Source organism: Mesorhizobium comanense (assembly GCF_005503535.1).
GTDB lineage: Bacteria > Pseudomonadota > Alphaproteobacteria > Rhizobiales > Rhizobiaceae > Mesorhizobium > Mesorhizobium comanense.
This window is the reverse complement of record NZ_SCNN01000002.1, coordinates 51,291-69,566: the sequence shown is the minus strand read 5'-3', so window position 1 is coordinate 69,566 and position 18,276 is coordinate 51,291. Positions and strand designations below refer to the sequence as shown.

At 63.8% G+C, this 18,276-nt stretch carries 19 protein-coding genes; 8 read left to right on the top strand and 11 right to left on the bottom strand.

Translation table 11 applies throughout. The features are described from left to right. Window positions 1–17: 17 nt before the first annotated feature. The gene (locus tag FFS37_RS04695) at window positions 18–1,568 is read right to left on the bottom strand and encodes a trimethylamine methyltransferase family protein (RefSeq protein ID WP_137929787.1); all 1,551 of its coding nucleotides are present in this window, start codon (window positions 1,566–1,568) and stop codon (window positions 18–20) included. Window positions 1,569–1,659: 91 nt separating this feature from the next. Between FFS37_RS04695 and FFS37_RS04690 the strand changes: the two genes are divergently transcribed. The 3 genes from FFS37_RS04690 (at window position 1,660) to mutL (ending at window position 5,330) form a co-directional block, all read left to right on the top strand. Next, window positions 1,660–2,562: a LysR substrate-binding domain-containing protein gene (locus FFS37_RS04690; RefSeq protein ID WP_137929786.1), complete on the top strand. Its 903-nt coding sequence runs from the start codon at window positions 1,660–1,662 to the stop codon at window positions 2,560–2,562. Between the two features lie 187 nt (window positions 2,563–2,749). After that, window positions 2,750–3,352: a hypothetical protein gene (locus FFS37_RS04685; protein WP_137929785.1), complete on the top strand. Its 603-nt coding sequence runs from the start codon at window positions 2,750–2,752 to the stop codon at window positions 3,350–3,352. A gap of 88 nt (window positions 3,353–3,440) precedes the next feature. Next, window positions 3,441–5,330: a DNA mismatch repair endonuclease MutL gene (gene mutL, locus FFS37_RS04680; protein ID WP_137929784.1), complete on the top strand. Its 1,890-nt coding sequence runs from the start codon at window positions 3,441–3,443 to the stop codon at window positions 5,328–5,330. A gap of 30 nt (window positions 5,331–5,360) precedes the next feature. Here the strand turns inward: mutL and FFS37_RS04675 are convergent, their stop codons facing one another. Beyond that, window positions 5,361–6,170, bottom strand: a complete 810-nt coding sequence (locus FFS37_RS04675; RefSeq protein ID WP_137929783.1) for a hypothetical protein — start codon at window positions 6,168–6,170, stop codon at window positions 5,361–5,363. Window positions 6,171–6,240: 70 nt separating this feature from the next. Continuing rightward, the gene (locus FFS37_RS04670; RefSeq protein ID WP_137929782.1) at window positions 6,241–7,134 is read right to left on the bottom strand and encodes a DMT family transporter; all 894 of its coding nucleotides are present in this window, start codon (window positions 7,132–7,134) and stop codon (window positions 6,241–6,243) included. 91 nt (window positions 7,135–7,225) lie between these two features. Here FFS37_RS04670 and FFS37_RS04665 point away from each other — a divergent pair, with 91 nt between their 5' ends. Then, window positions 7,226–8,152: a LysR substrate-binding domain-containing protein gene (locus FFS37_RS04665; protein ID WP_137929781.1), complete on the top strand. Its 927-nt coding sequence runs from the start codon at window positions 7,226–7,228 to the stop codon at window positions 8,150–8,152. Between the two features lie 34 nt (window positions 8,153–8,186). On the opposite strand, the gene FFS37_RS04660 is transcribed toward FFS37_RS04665, so the two are convergent. Continuing rightward, the gene (locus tag FFS37_RS04660; protein WP_137929780.1) at window positions 8,187–8,774 is read right to left on the bottom strand and encodes a hypothetical protein; all 588 of its coding nucleotides are present in this window, start codon (window positions 8,772–8,774) and stop codon (window positions 8,187–8,189) included. A gap of 125 nt (window positions 8,775–8,899) precedes the next feature. Here FFS37_RS04660 and FFS37_RS04655 point away from each other — a divergent pair, with 125 nt between their 5' ends. After that, window positions 8,900–9,133 carry a DUF2093 domain-containing protein gene (locus tag FFS37_RS04655; RefSeq protein ID WP_137929779.1) on the top strand — a complete coding sequence of 78 codons (234 nt, stop codon included), beginning with the start codon at window positions 8,900–8,902 and terminating at the stop codon, window positions 9,131–9,133. 3 nt (window positions 9,134–9,136) lie between these two features. Here the strand turns inward: FFS37_RS04655 and lpxK are convergent, their stop codons facing one another. The 6 genes from lpxK to FFS37_RS04625 all read right to left on the bottom strand — a co-directional run bounded on the left by lpxK (window position 9,137) and on the right by FFS37_RS04625 (window position 14,735). Then, window positions 9,137–10,162, bottom strand: a complete 1,026-nt coding sequence (lpxK, locus tag FFS37_RS04650) for a tetraacyldisaccharide 4'-kinase (protein ID WP_137929778.1) — start codon at window positions 10,160–10,162, stop codon at window positions 9,137–9,139. 1 nt (window position 10,163) lies between these two features. Continuing rightward, on the bottom strand, window positions 10,164–11,480 hold the full coding sequence (gene waaA, locus FFS37_RS04645; protein WP_137929777.1) for a lipid IV(A) 3-deoxy-D-manno-octulosonic acid transferase: 1,317 nt from the start codon (window positions 11,478–11,480) through the stop codon (window positions 10,164–10,166). Further along, window positions 11,477–12,268, bottom strand: a complete 792-nt coding sequence (locus tag FFS37_RS04640) for a lysophospholipid acyltransferase family protein (RefSeq protein WP_137929776.1) — start codon at window positions 12,266–12,268, stop codon at window positions 11,477–11,479. The genes waaA and FFS37_RS04640 overlap by 4 nt, the downstream gene beginning before the upstream one ends. Window positions 12,269–12,273: 5 nt before the next feature. Then, a complete protein-coding gene (locus FFS37_RS04635) occupies window positions 12,274–12,519 on the bottom strand; it encodes a DUF4170 domain-containing protein (RefSeq protein WP_137929775.1) in 246 nt (81 codons plus the stop codon). Between the two features lie 76 nt (window positions 12,520–12,595). After that, a complete protein-coding gene (locus FFS37_RS04630; protein ID WP_137929774.1) occupies window positions 12,596–13,405 on the bottom strand; it encodes a 3'(2'),5'-bisphosphate nucleotidase CysQ in 810 nt (269 codons plus the stop codon). After that, entirely contained in the window at window positions 13,392–14,735 is a 1,344-nt protein-coding gene (locus FFS37_RS04625) for a TldD/PmbA family protein (RefSeq protein ID WP_137929773.1), read from the bottom strand. The genes FFS37_RS04630 and FFS37_RS04625 overlap by 14 nt, the downstream gene beginning before the upstream one ends. Before the next feature lie 163 nt (window positions 14,736–14,898). Between FFS37_RS04625 and FFS37_RS04620 the strand changes: the two genes are divergently transcribed. After that, window positions 14,899–15,315, top strand: a complete 417-nt coding sequence (locus FFS37_RS04620; protein WP_137929772.1) for a VOC family protein — start codon at window positions 14,899–14,901, stop codon at window positions 15,313–15,315. Between the two features lie 24 nt (window positions 15,316–15,339). On the opposite strand, the gene epmA is transcribed toward FFS37_RS04620, so the two are convergent. Beyond that, a complete protein-coding gene (epmA, locus tag FFS37_RS04615; protein ID WP_137929771.1) occupies window positions 15,340–16,386 on the bottom strand; it encodes an EF-P lysine aminoacylase EpmA in 1,047 nt (348 codons plus the stop codon). 114 nt (window positions 16,387–16,500) lie between these two features. Here epmA and efp point away from each other — a divergent pair, with 114 nt between their 5' ends. Together efp and FFS37_RS04605 are read left to right on the top strand one after the other, a co-directional pair. Next, complete coding sequence (efp, locus tag FFS37_RS04610) at window positions 16,501–17,070, top strand: elongation factor P (protein WP_137929770.1); 570 nt, start codon at window positions 16,501–16,503, stop codon at window positions 17,068–17,070. 233 nt (window positions 17,071–17,303) lie between these two features. After that, window positions 17,304–18,212 carry a class I SAM-dependent methyltransferase gene (locus FFS37_RS04605; protein ID WP_137929769.1) on the top strand — a complete coding sequence of 303 codons (909 nt, stop codon included), beginning with the start codon at window positions 17,304–17,306 and terminating at the stop codon, window positions 18,210–18,212. The last annotated feature ends 64 nt before the right edge of the window (window positions 18,213–18,276 follow it).

The following is an 18,276-nucleotide window of genomic DNA, read 5'->3' as shown; positions in this document are numbered from 1 at the left end:
CTTTTGCCTGGCGTTCTTCAACTGACGGTGTCGGGCAGCCTTTCCTCGCGCCGCGCGATCAAGTCCTTGAGGCCCTCGGCCACGCCCTCATCGAGCTTCGGCTCCTCATAGTCGGCCAGCATGTTTTTTGCCTTCTCGCGGCCGCGTGCGTCATGGTCCTTCGCACCTTCGGCGTTCCATTGCTCGAAGGAGTTGAAATCCATGATGCTCGGCATGAAGAAGGCCTTCTCGAAATGCTCGAGCGTGTGCTGCGTGCCGAGGAAATGGCCCTGCGGCCCGACTTCGCGGATCGCCGCCATGGCGTCCTTGAAATCATCGAACGGCAGGCCGCCGGCATATTTGTACCAGCCGACGAGCTGCTCGCAGTCGGTGGCGAACTTCGAATAGCCGCAGGTCAATCCCGCCTCCAGCCAGCCGGCCGAGTGCCAGATGTAGTTGGCGCCGGCAAGGATGGCGGCATGCATCAGCATGTTGGCCTCGTAGCCCGCCTGCGCATCGTTCAGCTTCGAACCGACATGGAAGCCCGACGTGCGCCATGGCAGCCTGTACTTCCGCGCCAGCGCGCCCATCACATACATCATCTGGGCGGCTTCCGGCGTGCCGCCCATCGGCGCGCCGGTCTTCATGTCGACCGTGACCATGAACTGCCCGTAGACTTGGGGCGATCCGGGGCGAATGAGCTGCGTGAACGCGACGCCGGCCAGCGCCTCCGCGTTGACCTGCGCCACCGCGCCCAGCGCCGAGGCCGAGGTGGAAGCCCCGCACAGCGCGAAGGGGGCCAGGATGAGCGGCTGGTTGTGACGCGCATAGACCTTCATCGCGTCCAGCATGGTGGCGTCCCACACCAGCGGCGAGTTGCAATTGGTGATCGCCACCAGCACCGGATTGTCGCGGACGAACTCCTCGCCGAAGACGATGCCCGCCATCGCCATCGTATCCTCGGCCCTGTCCTTGGAGGTCACGATGCCCATGAACGGCTTGTCCGAGTGCTTCAGCGCCGAGTGGATGATGTGCAGGTGGCGTTTGGGCACCGCGATCTCCATCGGCTCGCAGATGATCGAGCTCGATGAATGCAGCGCCGGCGCCATGTAGGCGAGCTTATGGAAATTGTTGAGGTCGGCGAGTGTGCCGTAGCGCCTGTTGTTGTCGAGGTCGCGGACATAGGGCGCGCCATACATCGGCACGAAGACCGAGTTGTCGCCGCCCACACGCACGGATCGCTCGGGATTACGCGCATTGAGCGTGAACTCGGAAGGCACTTTCGAGACAAGGTCCATGAGCAAGGCACGGTCGATGCGGACGCGCGTCTCGGAGACATCCGCGCCGGCCGCCTTCCACATGGCAATCGCCTCGTCGTCACGGAATTCGCAGCCGACCTCTTCGAGGATCGCAAGCGATTCCTGGTGGATCAGTTCCACCGCCTCGTCCGGAACCATCTGATAGACGGGAATCTTGCGGACCAGGGTCGGAAACGAGGCGACCGGAGCGCTTCTCAGCGCCTTGCGTCCCAGGCGCCCACCGCCTCGGCGATGGGTGGTTTCGGTCAACTCAGCGGCAGGTGCGTTCATGACGGCTCCAGTCATTCCTCGGCATCACCGTAGCGAGACAAAATCCCGGTGTGACGCTGGAAAATCCTGATCTCTTGTATAAGCTCAGCTTATGAGAAGCCTGCGCCATCTCCTGCCCTCGGCCGGCAGCCTGATCGTCTTCGAGGCTGCGGGGCGGCTGTCGAGCTTCACCGCCGCCGGGCGCGAGCTCGGCATGACGCAGGCGGCCGTCTCCTATGCGATACGCGGACTGGAGGAGCAGCTCGGCGCCAAGCTGTTCCAGCGCCGCCACCGCCAGGTCATGCTGACGGAAGCCGGCGAGCGCTTCCACGCCGACGTCTCCCTGGGCCTGTCGCACATCCGCAAATCGGCCGAGGATTTGCGGCTGCAGGCGACCGGCGGCCATGTCACTGTCGCGGCGTCGACCGCTTTCGGCTCGTTCTGGATGATGCCGCGCCTGCAGCAGTTTCGTGACGAATTGCCCGGCATCGACCTGCGCATCCAGACCGCCGACCGCGACCTCGACATCATCGCCGAAGGCATCCCGCTCGCGGTGCGCGGCGGCGAACCCCGCGACTGGCCGGACTACCACTCGCTGCCGCTTGCCGACGAGGAGATCTTCCCGGTTGCCGGAACCAGCTATCTGACAAAGTTCGGCATGCCGGGAACCGTCGAGGAGCTGGCCACGCATCGCCTCATCCATCTCGAGGAGCCCTATCGCGAAGCGGCGAGCTGGGACGAATGGTTCCAGTCGGCCGGCGGCAGGCTCGACGATACGGCGCGCGGCCTGCGCATCAATGACTATGGCCTGGTTATCCAGGGGGTGATGGAGGGCCAGGGGATCGCCCTCGGCTGGCGCCATCTCGCCGAGCGCTTGCTGGCCACGGGCCTGCTGGTGCCGGTGACGGACCACGTGCTGAAGACCGGCAAGGCCTTCTATGTGGTCTGGCCGAAGAACCGGGATTTGAGCGACAACGCCCGCAAGGTCAGGGACTGGCTCGTCGCGCAGGCGTGAGGCGACCCATGGTGGCCGAAAACGTTAAAATGATCTATAAATATAGACACTATTTTCAGAAGTATGATCGTATATTTCTGGAATAATGATCCCAGCAAGAATTTTTTATACGATATTCCTCCCTTTTCTCTTGGCTAGCTTTCTATCTGGCTGCAACGGGAGAGAATGGGAATGGAACCAGAAAATCTTGATTGAAGTCTGGGTGGGCGGAAAGGTCGTATCCGGATCCTCCGTTCTCCACGTAATAGCCAAAGAAGATAAATTCAATTCCACTCTTCCGACTTACAGCGAGGGCGAGGCAACCGTTGTCGATCTTGGCGAGCATGGCAAACTGTTCGCTCTTCTCGGCGACGCAGCCAGAATGGCGGAATTGACGTTTCACGACATCGTGCCAGAGTATAGTTCGACCCAAGATCAATGGGCGGCGATAATGAAGTTCAGAGGCAGGAGGGAGATCCCTGCCCGGTACCTCTTTCCCGGTACAAGAATCTATCAAAAGCTCTATCCAACACTGGCCGCATTCACCGATACCCAGAATCCCGGTACGATCACGATACTGGACCCCAACGAGCTTTCGACGTTTTTTGGTCCGGGGGTGTCGCTCAAAAGAATCGAGCTCGAAATCACAGATGAACCAGTGACCCGAGGCATGGTAACTGCCGCCCTGCCTTGCCTGATATCGGACCTTGGCTGTTTTTCAAGAAATCCAGAGATACCTAAAAATATTCGACAGTCCATATCTGATTCATCGTTTCGGCGAGAGTGCACTTTCCTTCATGGATGCCGCTGAGCGCGTGGAATATGCGCAGCAGGCTGGATCCACCGCTCTCGCAACTCTGCCCTCCCCTAGCGGTCCCGAATCCGCCTATATTGCTCCCATGCCCATTCGCCAGCTATCCGAAACGATGATCAACCAGATCGCCGCCGGCGAAGTCATCGAGCGCCCGGCGAGCGTGGTCAAAGAACTGGTCGAGAATGCGCTGGACGCCGGGGCATCCCGGATAGAGGTCGTCACGGCCGGCGGCGGGCTGAACCTGATCCGTGTCACCGATGACGGTTCCGGCATTCCCGAACAGGAGCTTTCGCTGGCCATTGCGCGCCACTGCACCTCCAAGCTTACCGAGGATATTCACGACATCCGTTCGCTCGGCTTTCGCGGCGAGGCGCTGCCGTCGATTGGCTCCGTGTCGCGGCTGTCGATCCGTTCGCGCACTGCCCTTGGCGACAGCGCCGCCGAGATCGGCATCGAGGGCGGCCGGGTGTCGGCCGTGAGGCCGGCGGCGGCCAATCGCGGCACGACGGTGGAAGTGCGCGACCTGTTCTTCGCCACCCCTGCCCGGCTGAAGTTCATGAAAGGCGAACGCGCCGAAAGCTCGGCCACTAGCGACGTCGTCAAGCGCATCGCCATCGCATTTCCTTCCGTGCGCTTCACGCTGGCCGGCTCGGACCGCTCGACCTTGGAATTGCCGGCGACGGACGCCAGCCCGCAAGGCAGCCTGCGCCGCGTCGCGCAGGTGATGGGCGCCGATTTTCCCGACAATTCCATCGCCATCGACGCCATGCGCGAAGGCGTCCACCTGACCGGCCATGTGTCGATCCCGTCCTTCACGCGCGCCAACGCGTTGCAGCAATATGCCTATGTCAACGGCCGCCCGGTGCGCGACAAGCTGATCGCGGGCGCCATTCGCGGCGCTTTCGCCGATGTCCTGCCGCGCGACCGCCATGCGGTCACGGTGCTGTTCCTGACTCTTGATCCGGCGATCGTCGACGTGAACGTCCATCCAGCCAAGGCCGATGTGCGCTTCCGCGATCCAGGGCTGGTGCGCGGGCTGATCGTCGGCGCGATCCGGCAGGCGCTCGCCGATAGCGGCATCCGTGCCGCCACCTCCGGCGCCGCGGGCATGATGGCGGCTTTCCGGCCGGGCGCCGCAACCTTCGGCCATGGCGGGCCGGCCAACGGCCACCGCGGCTATGAAGCAGCTTACCGTGCGTCCGGTTCCACCGGTTTCGACCCCTCGCGCTCGCCGCAGCGGCCGCTCGACATGCAGTTCGAAGGTTCGGGTTTTGAGCATGCCGGCGCAAGAACCGGCGGTTTCAGCGAACCCGGCCAGGCGGGGTTCGATGCCGGCTCGCTTGCCAGCGCGGATGCACGCCCGGGACAGAGCGAGGCGGCCGAGACGCTGCTGGGCACGGTGCTCGGCGCGGCACGGGCGCAAGTGCATGAGAACTACATCGTCGCCCAGACCAGGGATTCGCTCGTCATCGTCGACCAGCACGCCGCGCATGAGCGGCTGGTCTACGAGGCGCTGAAGAACGCACTGCATTCGCGCGCGGTGCCTTCGCAGATGCTGCTGCTGCCTGAGATCATCGATCTGCCGGAAGAGGACGCGGAACGCCTCGCGCTGCATTCCGAAACCCTGGCCCGGTTCGGACTGGGGCTGGAGCGTTTCGGGCCGGGCGCGGTCGCCGTGCGCGAGACGCCGTCGATGCTGGGCGAGACGAATGTCCAGCAATTGGTACGCGACCTTGCCGACGAGATCGCTGACAACGATACGGTCGAGACGCTGAAGGAGCGTCTGGACAAGATCGCCGCCACCATGGCCTGCCATGGTTCGGTGCGCTCCGGCCGGCTGCTCAAGGCCGAGGAAATGAACGCGCTGCTGCGCCAGATGGAGGCGACGCCCGGTTCGGGCACCTGCAACCATGGTCGTCCGACCTATATCGAGCTCAAGCTGGCGGATATCGAGCGGCTGTTCGGCCGGCGATGAAGCCTCCTGGCTAGAGAACGATACCCGGCCTCATTGCCTTTGCCGATACTTCCTCGCCGCCGGATCAAAAATGTAATCGATCGTCGTTCCGGCGCCGCCGCCGCGAAAATTCACGGAAATGACGTCCTTGCCGTGCTCGATCCATTTCTCGACATTCATGTAGATGGGCGTCATCAGCATGCCGGCGCTGCAAACATCGTCATCCCTGAAAGTGATTTCCTGAACGACTTTGGCGCCGTGCTTTCTGATGACCTGCATTTTCGTCATGCAGATGCCCGCGCTGGTGTTGGTGTAGATGCCCGCGAACCGGTCATTGGCCGTCTGCGCCCAGAACGGAATCTCGACGCTTCCGTCGATCTTGCCCTCACCGGTATCGTCCAACCCGGCAACCCTCGTGAGGATCACGGGGTAGGTCTCCGTCCCCTGGCTCCAGCTTCCAGTGGCACCGCCAGTCGTCACGTCGAGGTTAAGCGCGCATCCGGCGGTATCGATCGGCGTCTTCGAACCGATCACGAGTATGCGTTGGAATTGCTTCTCGTCCGAAATTTCGCACAGCACCATCCCGGTGCCGCTGAGCTTGCCATACAACGGGATCGGGCTTTGCCTGTCGTCGTAGAAGTAGCTGCCCTCGACCATGATCCCGCTGCCGAAATCGTAGGTCTGCAGGGACAAATGGATCGGATGCGACCCTATGGATCCCTGATAGTTTTCCACATGGTACCAGCCGGCCACGGCCTGCCCGCCCAGCGCCAGAAGAATAAGAATTGCCGATATGAACCGCCCAGCCAATCCGCCCCTCCACGCCCAGCCAAGGACAACATAGCCGCCGGCGCGGCTCATGTCTGCATCGATGGCCGGGCCGTGCGGCGCGTTTCCGATTTGATTCAGGCGAAGCCCGCAAGCCTCTGATTCAGCGTTTCAAATTCACCACGATGACACCGCCGAGCGCCAGCGCGCCACCGAGGATGCCGAGCGGCGTCGGCACTTCGCCGAGCCAGAAGAAGCCGATCAGGGCCGACATAGGCGAGACCAGATAGAGGAAGTTCGAAGCGCGCGCGGCCGGCAGGCGCGACAGCGCGGTCGCCCAGGCCGCATAGGCGATCAGGCTCGGCACGATGCCAAGAAAGATCACGGCTCCGAGACCGGCCGTGCTGGCTACAGCTGCCTGCGCAAAACCGCTTGGCAGAAAGGGCGAAAGGCAAAGTGCGCCAAGGATCATGTTGGAAGCCGAGATGGTCAGCGGGTGATGGCGGGCGAAGAGCGGCTTCTGGACGATGGTGTTGACGGCCGAGCACAAGGCTGAGCCTAGCACCAGCAGCGCGCCGGTGTTGAAGTGCAGGCCATGGCCGTCGGCGACGGCGATGATGCCGATGCCGGCGAAAGAAATGACCGTGCCAAACCAGGCCCAGCCTGAGAAGCGCTCGCCGAGCAATGCCATCGCCATGATGGCGGTGAAGATCGGGCTGACGTTGATAATGAAACCCGCGGCCCCGGCCGAGACGGTCAGTTCGCCGAAATTGAGCATGACGGTGTAGAGCGCGACGAAGATGGCGCCGCCAAAGACGAGGCGCCACACTTCGTCGAGCCTGGGCAATGCCGGGCGCTTGACCGCAAGGAAGATCGCCGCCGGAACCGCGGCGATGCCAAAACGCAAGGCGCCCAGTTCCAGCGGCCCGAAAGCGGTGAGGCCGGCGCGAATGGCGGGAAATGCAGAGGCCCAGCCGACCACTGTGAGCGCCACCGCGATGGCCGCCGTGGTGTCCATCCGCTGTGTCTGATTCAACGTGCCCGTCATCGCGCTCATCTCACTATCCTCGTCTCATTTCGTCCTGGAAGCCACAAAACGCCTTTTCCCGCCTGTTGACAAACGATCAAATCGAGCATCAGCTGTGAGTATGGATCACAGCTCAGACACGATGGTACCGCTCGAAACCTTGCGCGCGTTCGACGCGGCTGCGCGGACCGGCAGCTTTTCGGCGGCTGCCGAGAAACTTAACATCACCCATGGCGCCGTCAGCCGGCAGATTGCCAAGCTCGAGGACTGGCTGGGGCTCAAAGTGTTCGATCGCGGCGCGCGCGGCGTCACCTTGACGATCGAAGGCAACCGGCTGCATCTGCGCACATCGGAAGCCTTCGCTCTGATATCGAGCCATTCCGACCGCTGGGTCGAACCGCGTGGCACCGCCGTGGTGCGGTTGACGTCCATCCCCTCGGTCAGTGGCCTCTGGCTTATGCCGCGCATGGCGGCGCTGGAGAGCCATCCCACCAAGCTGCGCATCGTGCTCGACGTCGATATCCGGCAGGCCGACTTGGCTGACGAAGGCATCGATCTGTCGATCCGCTGCGGCCGTGGCGGCATTCCAGGCCGCATTTCGGTGCAGCTTTTCGAGGAACATGTCTTTCCCGTCGCCTCTCCGGAACTGGCGCGCGAGGTCGGGCGCGGCGATCCGGCACGGCTGCTCAGATTTCCGCTGATCAACGATTCGGACGCTTCCGGCTGGCGCGCCTGGTTCGCGGCGCAAGGCATGGATTACCGCCCGCGCCCGCAGGATCGCCGTTTCGAGGACTATAATCTGGTGCTGGACGCGGCGGCCTATGGGCTCGGCATCGCGCTTGCGCGCCCGCCACTGACCGGACACCAGCTTGAATCGGGCCGCATCACCGCCGTGGATGAGCGCACCGCGCTCAATCCTGTATCCTACTGGCTCGACCGACCGATTGGTCGGCCGCGCACCGCCGCCGCCGACCTCGCTCGCCGCATCGCGCAACAAGCCGGATTGGCGCCGGAAAAGATCGAGGACTTCATCGAGGCCGAGCGATAGCGTGCGTTCACGGGCGGCAAGACTGTCGCGAATGTCAGCGAAGCAGCAGCAGAACGAACCCGACGGTCATCATGGCCAACAAGCCAGCGGTTATCGAGACAAAGCCGATCTTGACCAACAGGCGCTCGGGGTTCAGCGCAACGGCATGGGCTTGATTGGCTGGCGTTCGACGGCCTGCCGGTGTTTGCGGGGCAACGGTGCTGCGCGGGGCCGGAACCTGCGGTGGGATGAATGACAGCAGCGAGACGCCAGACGACCTGACGGAAGCGTTGTCATTGGCCGTCACCGAAGGCGGCAACGCGCCGCGTTGCGCTTCGGCGTCAGGCGCCGCCTTCCTCGCCGCGATCGACGCCACCACCGCGTCTTCCCCGATATCGAGCTGCGCCATATAGGCCTCGACGATGCCGGCCGAGGCAATCTGCTGAGACTTGACGGCGATCGGCGTCGCCGGCATGGCCATCAGCGTCGGCGCCGTGCGTTGGGCGAACAGAGAAGGCGCTGGCGGCTGGACCAGTTCGCGAACAAGCGCCGTCCGGACCGGATCGGCTTTCGCCGCCGGCACAGGTTGCGGCATCATCGCCTCCTTCAAGAGGGAAGCCAGCCCGGCGGAAGAAATCTCCATCATGCCCCCAAAACAGAAGCTTTTAAGATTGTGTTAACGCGCCAGCATTGTCCCAAGCTTGTCGCGCGCTTGACCTGGGCCGCGATTTGTGGCGATGAAATCCGGATGAACCTCGGCACCTCAGCATGATGAACCGTTTCGAAGGCCCCGGCGGCAAGGAAGCCCGCATCCGCTACCTCGATGGCGATTTCCAGGTCACCAGCCCGGGCTCGTTCGTTCGCTGCGCGGTGACCGGGGAAAACATCCCGTTGGACGAGCTGAAGTATTGGAGCGTCGCAAGGCAGGAGCCTTACGTAAACGCCACCGCCTCGTTGCGCCGCGAAATCGAGGTGCATCCGGAGCTGCGCAAACGCGGCTAGATTTCACCCTTTAAGCCTGCGCTGCCGCCATGCATCGAGCGTTTCCTCGATGATACGCCCCGGAACATGGTCGAGTTCAAAGACGGTCCGTATCTCCAGGATTTCAAGGCTGTCGAGGAAGTCCTGCGGGGCGCCGTGACGCAGTCGGGCGGCGTCCTTGGCGGTGGTGATGAGGCCCAGCCCTTCAGCGCGCGCCGTCGCCGCCAGTTCGGCGAGCTCGTCCTGGGCATAGAAGTGATGATCCGGAAAGGGCTTTGACAGCACCAGTTCGCCGCCGGACGAACGCACGGTATCAAAGAACTTTTCGGGATGGCCGATGCCGGCAAAGGCCAGACAACGCTTGCCGGCAAGGTGCTCACCAGCGGTCGGCTCCGTGTGAGCCTCGAAGATCGGACGACCCGCGCGCGCCGCCTGGCGCACCACCGCATCGGCGGCTGTGCCCTCGCCCATCTTCAAGAGCCCGCTGGTGAAGACCAGCTGGTCGACGATCTTGGCACGAAGCGGCCCGCCCGGGATGACGCGGCCATTGCCGAGCCCGTAGCGGGCATCGACGACGACCAGCGCGTAGTCGATATGGATGCGGGCGCTCTGGAACCCGTCATCCATGATCAGAAAATCACACCCGTGTTTTTCCAGGAGCAGCCGCGCGCCGGCGGCCCGATTGGGCGTCACCGCGACCGGCGCGTGTTCAGCCAGCAGCAACGGCTCGTCGCCGACATGCCTGGCGCTGTCATGGCCGCCATCGACGACATGCGGCTCGGCAAACGAGCCGCCATGGCCGCGCGACAGGAAACCGGGTTTGAGATGCATGCGCTTGGCCTGTTCGGCGAGTGCGATGGCCACGGGCGTCTTGCCGGTGCCGCCGACGGTGAAATTGCCGATGCACAGAACCGGCGCTTCGATCTTCTCGCGCCGCGCCCTTCGCATGCCGCGACCGGCGGCAAGCGCATAAACCGCCGACAGAGGTGACAGGGCGAGCACGCGCCAGTCCGGCTTCTCCCACCAGAATGGCGGCGCTTCGGAGGCCATGCTAACGCCCGTTCGCGCCCTTCAGGCGCGCCTTGACAACCAGCGGCTGGATGTAGGGTTCAAGCGATTTGAGCGTGCGCGCCAGCGCACCACGCATCTCGTCGACGGTCGCCGCCCCGGCCGCCATCATCTCGTGGCGGGCGACTTCGTTGGTCAGCAGGAAGTTCACGGCCCCGGCCAGCATGTCACGGTCGCGCACGAGCTTGGCGCCGCCGCTGTCGAGCAGACGTTGATAGGCTTCGCGGAAATTCTGCACGTTGCGGCCGGCAAGAACCGCGGTGTCCAGCATCGCGGGCTCCAGCGGATTCTGGCCGCCTTCGGAAGTCAGCGAACGGCCGACGAAGGCGATTTCGGTCAGTCTGAGATAAAGTCCCATCTCGCCGATCGTATCGCCGAGCAGGATTTCGGTGTCGGGTCCGATACGATCACCCTTGCTGCGCCGCGCGACCTTCAGCCCCATGCCGGAAATCTGCGCGGCCAATGCCTCGGCGCGATCGGGATGGCGCGGGACGACAATCGTCAGCAGGCCGTGATGACGCTTGTGCAACGTCGCGTGAACCTCGGCGGCGACCACTTCCTCGCCATCATGGGTTGAGATCGCGGCCCAGGTCGGGCGTCCGCCGATCTGCCGCTGCAAGGTGGCCAGCGCCCGCTCATCGACCGGCGGCGGATTGGTATCGACCTTGAGATTGCCCGAAACCGTGACCGGCCGGGCGCCGAGGGCGCGAAAACGCTCGCCATCGACATCGGACTGGGCGACGACATGGGCAAGGTTCTCGAACAGTGCCTCGGCGATGTTGGCCCGCTTCTTCCAAGAGGAGAACGAGCGGTCGGATAGCCTGCCATTGACCAGCACCTGCGGCACATGGCGCGCGCCAAGTTCGAGGATGGTCATCGGCCAGATTTCGGATTCGGCGATGATGGCAAGGTCCGGCCGCCAGTGGTCGAGGAAACGGCTGACCGCCGGTTTCAGATCGAGCGGCACATATTGGTGGATGATGCGGTCGCCGAGGCGCTCGTCGGCGACCTGGGCCGACGTCACCGTGCCGGTCGTCAGCACGATGTTGACGCCATAGTCGAGAATGCTTTCGACCAGGGGCACGACGGCGATGGTCTCGCCCACGCTAGCAGCATGGATCCAGATGACAGGGCCTTCGGGGCGCGGGCGCCCGGCAACACCGTAGCGCTCGCGACGGCGGTTGCGGTCCTCCTTGCCGCGCGAGGTGCGCCAGGCAACATAAGGCCCGACCAGCGGATAGGCGGCGGCGCCGGCGAAACGGTATGCCGACAGAACGGTACGCGCCCAGCGACCGCTCATCGCGGACCGTCCACGAGACGGTAGGCTTCGGCCGTCGCGGCATTGAGGGCGCTCGTCACCTCCTGGCGCTTGCGCTCCATTTCGGCGTCATCGGCATCCGAGGCCACATAGATCGGCGCACCGATGGTCACGGCGGAGCGACCGAACGGCAGGTTGATTGTGGTCTTGTCCCAGCTCTTTTCCAGAACCTTGCGGCGGCTGGTGGCGATGGCGACAGGCAGGAGCGGTCGTCCCGAGAGACGCGCCAAAAGCACGATACCAAGTCCAGCGTCGCGCGGCGTGCCGTGGGGAATGTCCGCGATCATGGCGACATTCTTGCCTGACGTGAGCGACTTTTTGAGGGCGATGAGGGCCTTGGCCCCCCCCTTGTCGAGATGCCTTGCATTGTCACGCCCGCCCGAACCACGGACCGCCTCGATGCCGAACTTCTCCAGCATCAGCGCGTTGAGCTCGGCATCGGCGCTGCGGGAAACCATGGCGACCAGCGGCTTGCGCTTGGGATAATAGGCGGGCGTCAAAAGATGCTGGCCATGCCACAGCGCGATGATGCCGGGTTCGAACTCGGCGTAGGCGCCGCCCGAAAAGCGCGCCGATCCCTCGACAAGGGGGCTGGTCCACCGAACCAGCCGCACGAACTGGGCGAGCAGGCTTGCAATGGCGCTCTTGACGAATCGGGACTGCGCGAGCGGCTCGCGAATCCTGCGCCAGAAGGCCTTGGTCGTACGGCTCCGGCCCCTGCCCGGGGACACGGCCTCGCCGGCTGGCCCTTTCGCCAGATCATGCTCCATCGACGTCAACCGGCTGCCTTGCTGTCGGGATCCAGCAAACGATGCAGATGAACGACGAAATAACGCATATGGGCATTGTCCACGCTGGCTTGCGCCTTGGCTTTCCACGCCGTGTGCGCGGTTTGATAGTCCGGATAGACGCCGACGATGTCGAGCGCGTCGAGGTCCCGGAACTCGGTGCCGCCAAGCTTCTTCAGTTCGCCCCCGAACACCAGATGCAACAGCTGTTTCTTTCCGTCTTCCGCGGCCATTTCGGTCCTTCACATAGTCTGAATTTGTGACAGGTCTAGACCAAAGCCGCCGACTTTGGAACCTGCGAATGCGCTTTCACCCGTCCAGCCCGGCGATGACATCGACCAAGACAGCCAGCAAATCACCGCTGCCGGCGGCAAGCGCACCATGGCGTGTCACCGCGCCGGCATAGAGCGGCGCGTTGCCTTGCGGGTCGAGCAGCAGGCCGCCCGCCTCGCGCAGGATGAGATCCGCGGCGGCGATATCCCAGTCATGCGCGTTCGGCTTGACGAAAGTGGCGTCGAGCGTGCCGTTGGCGATCATTGCCAGCCGATAGGCGAGCGAAGGACTGTAGGGAGCCCGTTTGAGCCGCTTCTGCCACTCGGCCGGCACCAGGTCGATCAACTGCTTCAGCCCGGAAATCTCGGCCTTTTCTCCGAGTTGCCGTATGGCGATCTGCTTGCCGTTGCAAAAAGCACCCTGGCCGGGCAACGCCCAATAGGTCTCGTCCAGCGCCGGGCACTCGAGCACCCCGGCCAGCGTGCGACCGTCTTCAACCACGGCGACACTGACGCACCAGGTGCGCTGCCCCTCCAGGAAGCCGCGCGTCCCGTCGATCGGGTCGACGACGAAGGTGCGGCGCGCCGAAAGCCGCGCCGCATCGTCGACGGTTTCTTCCGACAGCCAGCCATAGTCAGGCCGCGCCGCCAGCAATGTGCGGCGCAGATAGGCGTCCGCGGCGTGATCGGCTTCGCTGACCGGCGACGTGCCGCCCTTCATCCAGACCTGCGGAGCGTTACCGAAGTAGCGCATGGCGATGAGGCCGGCCTCGCGGGCAGCATCGCGCAGCAGCGCCAGATCCCCAACAGCGCCGGAAGAGTCCGTGGTCAGGTCATGCTCCGGCAAGGGTCATGCCTTCGATCAGCAGCGTAGGAGCGGCAGTGCCGAAATTGCGGTCGAGGTCGTTGGCCGGCACCATGTTGAGGAACATCGTCTTCAGGTTGGAGGCGATGGTGACTTCGGCGACCGGATAGGCAAGCTCGCCGTTCTCGATCCAGAAGCCGGAGGCGCCACGGCTGTATTCGCCGGTCACCATGTCGACGCCCTGGCCAAACACTTCCGTGACATAAAACCCCGTCTTGAGCGACTTGATGAAGTCCTCCGGCGACCGTTCGCCCGGCTCGATGGCAAGGTTGGTGGAAGACGGCGATACGGACGAGCCGCTGCGCGCTCCGCGTCCGTTGGTGACAAGGCCGAGTTCGCGCGCCGCGGACGTCGACAGGAACCAGTGGTTGAGAACGCCCTTTTCGACCATCAGCAGTTTCTCGCCCTCGATGCCCTCTCCATCGAACGGACGCGAGGCCTGGCCGCGCATCCTGAGAGGCTCGTCGGTGACCGTGATCGTGGAGGCCGCGACCTGCTTGCCCATGAAGTCGCGCAGGAACGAGGTCTTACGTGCGACGGACGCGCCGTTGATGGCGCCGGCAAGGTGTCCGGCGATGCCGCGCGCGACGCGCGGATCGAACACCACATCGACTGGTCCGGTTGCCGCCTTGCGGGCACCGAGGCGGCGCACGGCGCGCTCGCCGGCCTTGCGGCCTATGTCTTCGGGCGCGTCGAGATCGGCGAAGTGAAGGCGCGAGGAGAATTCGTAGTCGCGCTCCATGCCCGTGCCCTCGCCGGCGATGACGCTGGCGGAACGCGAAAAGCGGGAGACGATATAATGCCCGACAAAACCGTGCGATGTGGCAAGGACAAGGCCACCCATCCCCGCACCCGCGCTGCTGCCGGCCGAATTGGTGACACCCTTGACGGCTAGGGCTGCAGCTTCCGCCGCCAGCGCCGCTTCCTTCAACTGGTCGGCGGAGACCTGCGTGGCATCGAACAGGCCGAGATCGCGCGTTTGCCTGGCAAGCAAGGCCGGATCGGCAAGGCCTTGATAGGGATCCTGCGGCGACACCTTGGCCATCGCCACGGCCCGCTCGGCCAACGTTGCCGGGTCCGAGGCGGCGGTTGCCGAGACGCTCGCCACTCTCTGGCCGACGAAAACGCGCAACGAGACGTCCTCGCTTTCAGACGATTCAGTGCCCTCGACCTTGCCAAGCCGCACCGACACGCCGGTGGAGCGGCCGCGCACGGCCACGGCGTCCGCGGCATCGGCACCGGCCTTTCCCGCAGCCTCGACAAGCGCGGCGACGCGATCGGTCAGTTTTGCTGCGTCTGCTGTATCGGTCATGCGTGTGATCCTGCTGTCGCGGCCAATCCGTGGCCGCCCACCCATCTATTGTCCCAGTCCGGCTTGTGCAATGGCACAGGCTTCAATCACAATGCATCGATTTGGCGTTGCCACCGCGAAACGGACGACGCAAAACAGTCCGCAGCCTGTACGGAGCCTTTCGATGACGCCTTTCCATCTCGCCTTTCCAGTTCGTGATCTCGATGAAACCCGAGCTTTCTATGGCGACGTGCTGGGCTGCGCGATCGGCCGCTCTTCCGCGACCTGGGTCGATTTCGACCTGTTCGGCCATCAGATGTCGGCGCATTTGAGGCCGCAGGCCGCTCAAGCCGCCGCCGACGGCAAGGTCGACGGCATTCTGGTGCCGATCCCGCATTTCGGCGCCGTGCTGTTGATGGAGGACTGGCAGCGCCTGGCGACGCGGCTGGAAGCGCGCGACGACATAGACTGGCTGGAGCGGCCGATGGTCCGCTTCAAGGGCGAGCCTGGCGAACAGGCAACGCTGTTCATCCGAGATCCCTCCGGCAACGCCCTGGAATTCAAGGGCTTTCGGTCACTCGAGCAGGTATTCGCGCACTGACGCGAACGCTCTGAGAAAAGGTGTTCAGGGCGCTGCGACCGGCGTCCAGATGATGTCCTCGATCTTCTGCGCGCTGGTTGCCAGCATCACCAATCGGTCGAAGCCGAGCGCGATGCCGCTGGCCTGTGGCATGACGGCCAGCGCGGCGAGGAAATCCTCGTCCAACGGATAGCGCTCGCCATAAATGCGCTCTTTTTCGTCCATTTCGATGATGAAGCGCCGACGCTGTTCGGCCGGATCCGTCAGTTCGCCAAAGCCGTTGGCGAGTTCGACGCCGCAACAATAGAGCTCGAAGCGCTCGGCGACGCGCGGGTCCCTCGGACTCGGCCGCGCCAGGGCTGCCTCGGCGACCGGATACTCACACAGTATCGTGGCCTGCCCGATGCCAAGATTGGGTTCGACTTTCTCGACCATCACCCGGCTGAACAGATCGGCCCAGCTGTCGTCGGGCGCCGTGCGCAAACCGGATTGAACCAACGCGGCATGAAGCGCGTCCCGGTCCGTGCCGCCATCGCCGGCGACGGTGGCCAGCAGATCGATGCCGGCGTGACGCGTGAAAGCGTCTGCCACCGTCAGCCGCTCGGGTTCGGCGAACGGGTCGCAATCGCGGCCCCGGAAGGAGAAGCGCGCGGCGCCAGCCCTTGTCGCAGCCAGCGCCAGCAGATCGGCGCAGTCGCGCATCAGGCTTTCATAGGTCTCGCCCACCCGGTACCATTCGAGCATGGTGAATTCGGGATGGTGCAACGGACCTCGCTCGCGATTGCGATAGACCGGGCCAAGACTGAAAATACGCTGTTCGCCGGCCGCGAGCAGCTTCTTGCAGGCGAATTCCGGTGAGGTGTGGAGATAAAGCGGCGATGGCGTGCCATCCGGGCCGATCGCCTCGGTCGCGAAAGCCGCCAGATGCGCCTCATTGCCGGGCGAGACCTGCAAGGCCGATGTTTCCACCTCGATGAAATCCTGGCGGGCGAACCAGTCGCGCAAGGCGGCGGTCAAGCCGTTGCGCAGCAGCAGACGCGGGCGGCGGTCGGCATGGACGTGAGGCGTCCACCAGGGTGAAGCGGCGGTCATCGGCGCGTTTCAGCTTGCACAGGGGGCTGGCGGTTCGGTCCAAGATGCGGTAGGCCCGCATCCAGCGCCGCACAAGCCGGCAAACGCCATTCAAACCTCGCAGGATTTAAAACCGTGGTGAAAGTCATCGCCAGTTCGCTCCGCAAAGGCAATGTCGTCGACAAGGACGGCAAGCTTTATGTGATCCTCTTTGCCGAAAACATCCACCCAGGCAAGGGCACGCCCGTGACCCAGCTCGACATGCGCCGGATCGGCGACGGGGTGAAGGTTTCGGAGCGCTATCGCACCACGGAGCAGGTGGAGCGCGCGTATGTCGAGGAGCGCGAGCATACTTTCCTCTACGCCGATGGCGAAGGCTACCACTTCATGAACCCGGAAACCTACGACCAGGTTGCGGTGACGGAAGCCGTGGTCGGTGACGCGGCTCCCTATCTCCAGGAAGGCATGCCGGTGCAGGTGTCGCAGTTCAACGGCATCGCCATCGCCCTGGTCCTGCCGCAGCGCGCGACCTTCGAAGTGGTCGAAACCGAGCCGACGACCAAAGGCCAGACGGCGTCGTCCTCCTACAAGCCGGCCGTGCTTTCGAATGGCGTGCGCACGGCCGTGCCGCCGCATATCGCGCCGGGCACCCGCGTGGTGGTGATGACGGCCGATGGCTCCTATGTGGAACGCGCCAAGGACTGAGGCCAGCGTCTGGAGTTTGCGGGCCTTCGCCAGGCTCGCCATCTTGTGCCGATCGAATATCCCGGTCATTTCCGAGGGCTGCGCGGGATAGGCTGCAAGCGATCTGGCCGCGATCCTCAAGAAATGTGCTATTGTCGATATCCAGCCGAGGACGATCAGGCGGCAACTATTCTCTGTGACGGTTCGCCCGCCCGCACCACACAGAACGATCTCCGCGCAAGGGACACACCCCGATGCTGACAGCCGACCAGGCGCTGGGCATGATCGAGACGCTCGACATTGCCGTTTTCCGGGTCGAGACGCATAGCACGCCTGGCGACCGCGCGAGCTTCCTGCGGGTCCAGAACCTGGCCCGATCCGTGCTCGGCCGTTACGTCTACCTCGAAGTCGGCTCGCATCTTGGCGGAAGCCTTTTCCCGCACCTGATCGACCCGGCCTGCGGGGCCGTTTTGTCGTTCGATCCGCGGCCAACGGCGCTGCCCGACGAACGCGGCGAGTTCATTCCCTATCCCGAAAATTCAACCGCCCGCATGATCGCCGTGTTGGGTGAACAACTTCCTGCCTCGGCAATGACGAAGTTGACCACGTTCGACAGTGACGTTTCCGCAGTCCTTCCGGAGGCTGCGAGCTCAAAAGCCACGCTCGCGTTCATCGACGGGGTGCATACGAACCAGGCCTGTTTTTCGGATTTTGTCGGCGTTTTGAAGTTCATGGAAACAGACTGCATCGTGTGCTTCCACGACGCCAACCTGATAGCCGACGCGATCATCAACGCGGAGCGTTTGCTAGATCATCTCGGCATCGCGCATGAGACGGTATTTCTTCCGGACACCGTTGCCGTGATAGGACTTGGCGCGCATGCGTCAACAGTCCGGGATAGACTCCATCCCCATTCTCTGGAGCGGGCGGCGTATCTCGAGCACTCGCAACGAAAGCTATGGTCTCACATAGCCAAGGTGCATTCGCCCGAACTCCGCGCCGAAATCGACCGGCTACGCTCCGAGACTTCGCGGCTGGCCGAAAAAGTGGCACGCATGCGGGCGGAGAGACGTCTGGGCGCCAGGGTGTCGCGCATCGCCCGGCGTCTGTTCGCCTCCCTGGGCAAGAGGGCTGATCGGATCAGGCGCCGCTTGGCGCGGTGACCGGCACCCTCGGGCACCAATGTTTAGCCTCCTACCATCAGCCTGGCTTATGCGTTAGAAATCG

Coding starts and splice junctions, on each gene's coding strand:
- FFS37_RS04690 (WP_137929786.1), top strand. CDS start 1,660: ATGAGAAGCCTGCGCCATCTCCTGCCCTCGGCCGGCAGCCTGATCGTC.
- FFS37_RS04655 (WP_137929779.1), top strand. CDS start 8,900: ATGATGAACCGTTTCGAAGGCCCCGGCGGCAAGGAAGCCCGCATCCGC.
- FFS37_RS04660 (WP_137929780.1), bottom strand. CDS start 8,774: ATGGAGATTTCTTCCGCCGGGCTGGCTTCCCTCTTGAAGGAGGCGATG.
- FFS37_RS04695 (WP_137929787.1), bottom strand. CDS start 1,568: ATGAACGCACCTGCCGCTGAGTTGACCGAAACCACCCATCGCCGAGGC.
- FFS37_RS04625 (WP_137929773.1), bottom strand. CDS start 14,735: ATGACCGATACAGCAGACGCAGCAAAACTGACCGATCGCGTCGCCGCG.
- epmA (WP_137929771.1), bottom strand. CDS start 16,386: ATGACCGCCGCTTCACCCTGGTGGACGCCTCACGTCCATGCCGACCGC.
- mutL (WP_137929784.1), top strand. CDS start 3,441: ATGCCCATTCGCCAGCTATCCGAAACGATGATCAACCAGATCGCCGCC.
- FFS37_RS04605 (WP_137929769.1), top strand. CDS start 17,304: ATGCTGACAGCCGACCAGGCGCTGGGCATGATCGAGACGCTCGACATT.
- FFS37_RS04640 (WP_137929776.1), bottom strand. CDS start 12,268: ATGGAGCATGATCTGGCGAAAGGGCCAGCCGGCGAGGCCGTGTCCCCG.
- FFS37_RS04620 (WP_137929772.1), top strand. CDS start 14,899: ATGACGCCTTTCCATCTCGCCTTTCCAGTTCGTGATCTCGATGAAACC.
- waaA (WP_137929777.1), bottom strand. CDS start 11,480: ATGAGCGGTCGCTGGGCGCGTACCGTTCTGTCGGCATACCGTTTCGCC.
- FFS37_RS04675 (WP_137929783.1), bottom strand. CDS start 6,170: ATGAGCCGCGCCGGCGGCTATGTTGTCCTTGGCTGGGCGTGGAGGGGC.
- FFS37_RS04665 (WP_137929781.1), top strand. CDS start 7,226: ATGGATCACAGCTCAGACACGATGGTACCGCTCGAAACCTTGCGCGCG.
- lpxK (WP_137929778.1), bottom strand. CDS start 10,162: ATGGCCTCCGAAGCGCCGCCATTCTGGTGGGAGAAGCCGGACTGGCGC.
- FFS37_RS04670 (WP_137929782.1), bottom strand. CDS start 7,134: ATGAGCGCGATGACGGGCACGTTGAATCAGACACAGCGGATGGACACC.
- FFS37_RS04635 (WP_137929775.1), bottom strand. CDS start 12,519: ATGGCCGCGGAAGACGGAAAGAAACAGCTGTTGCATCTGGTGTTCGGG.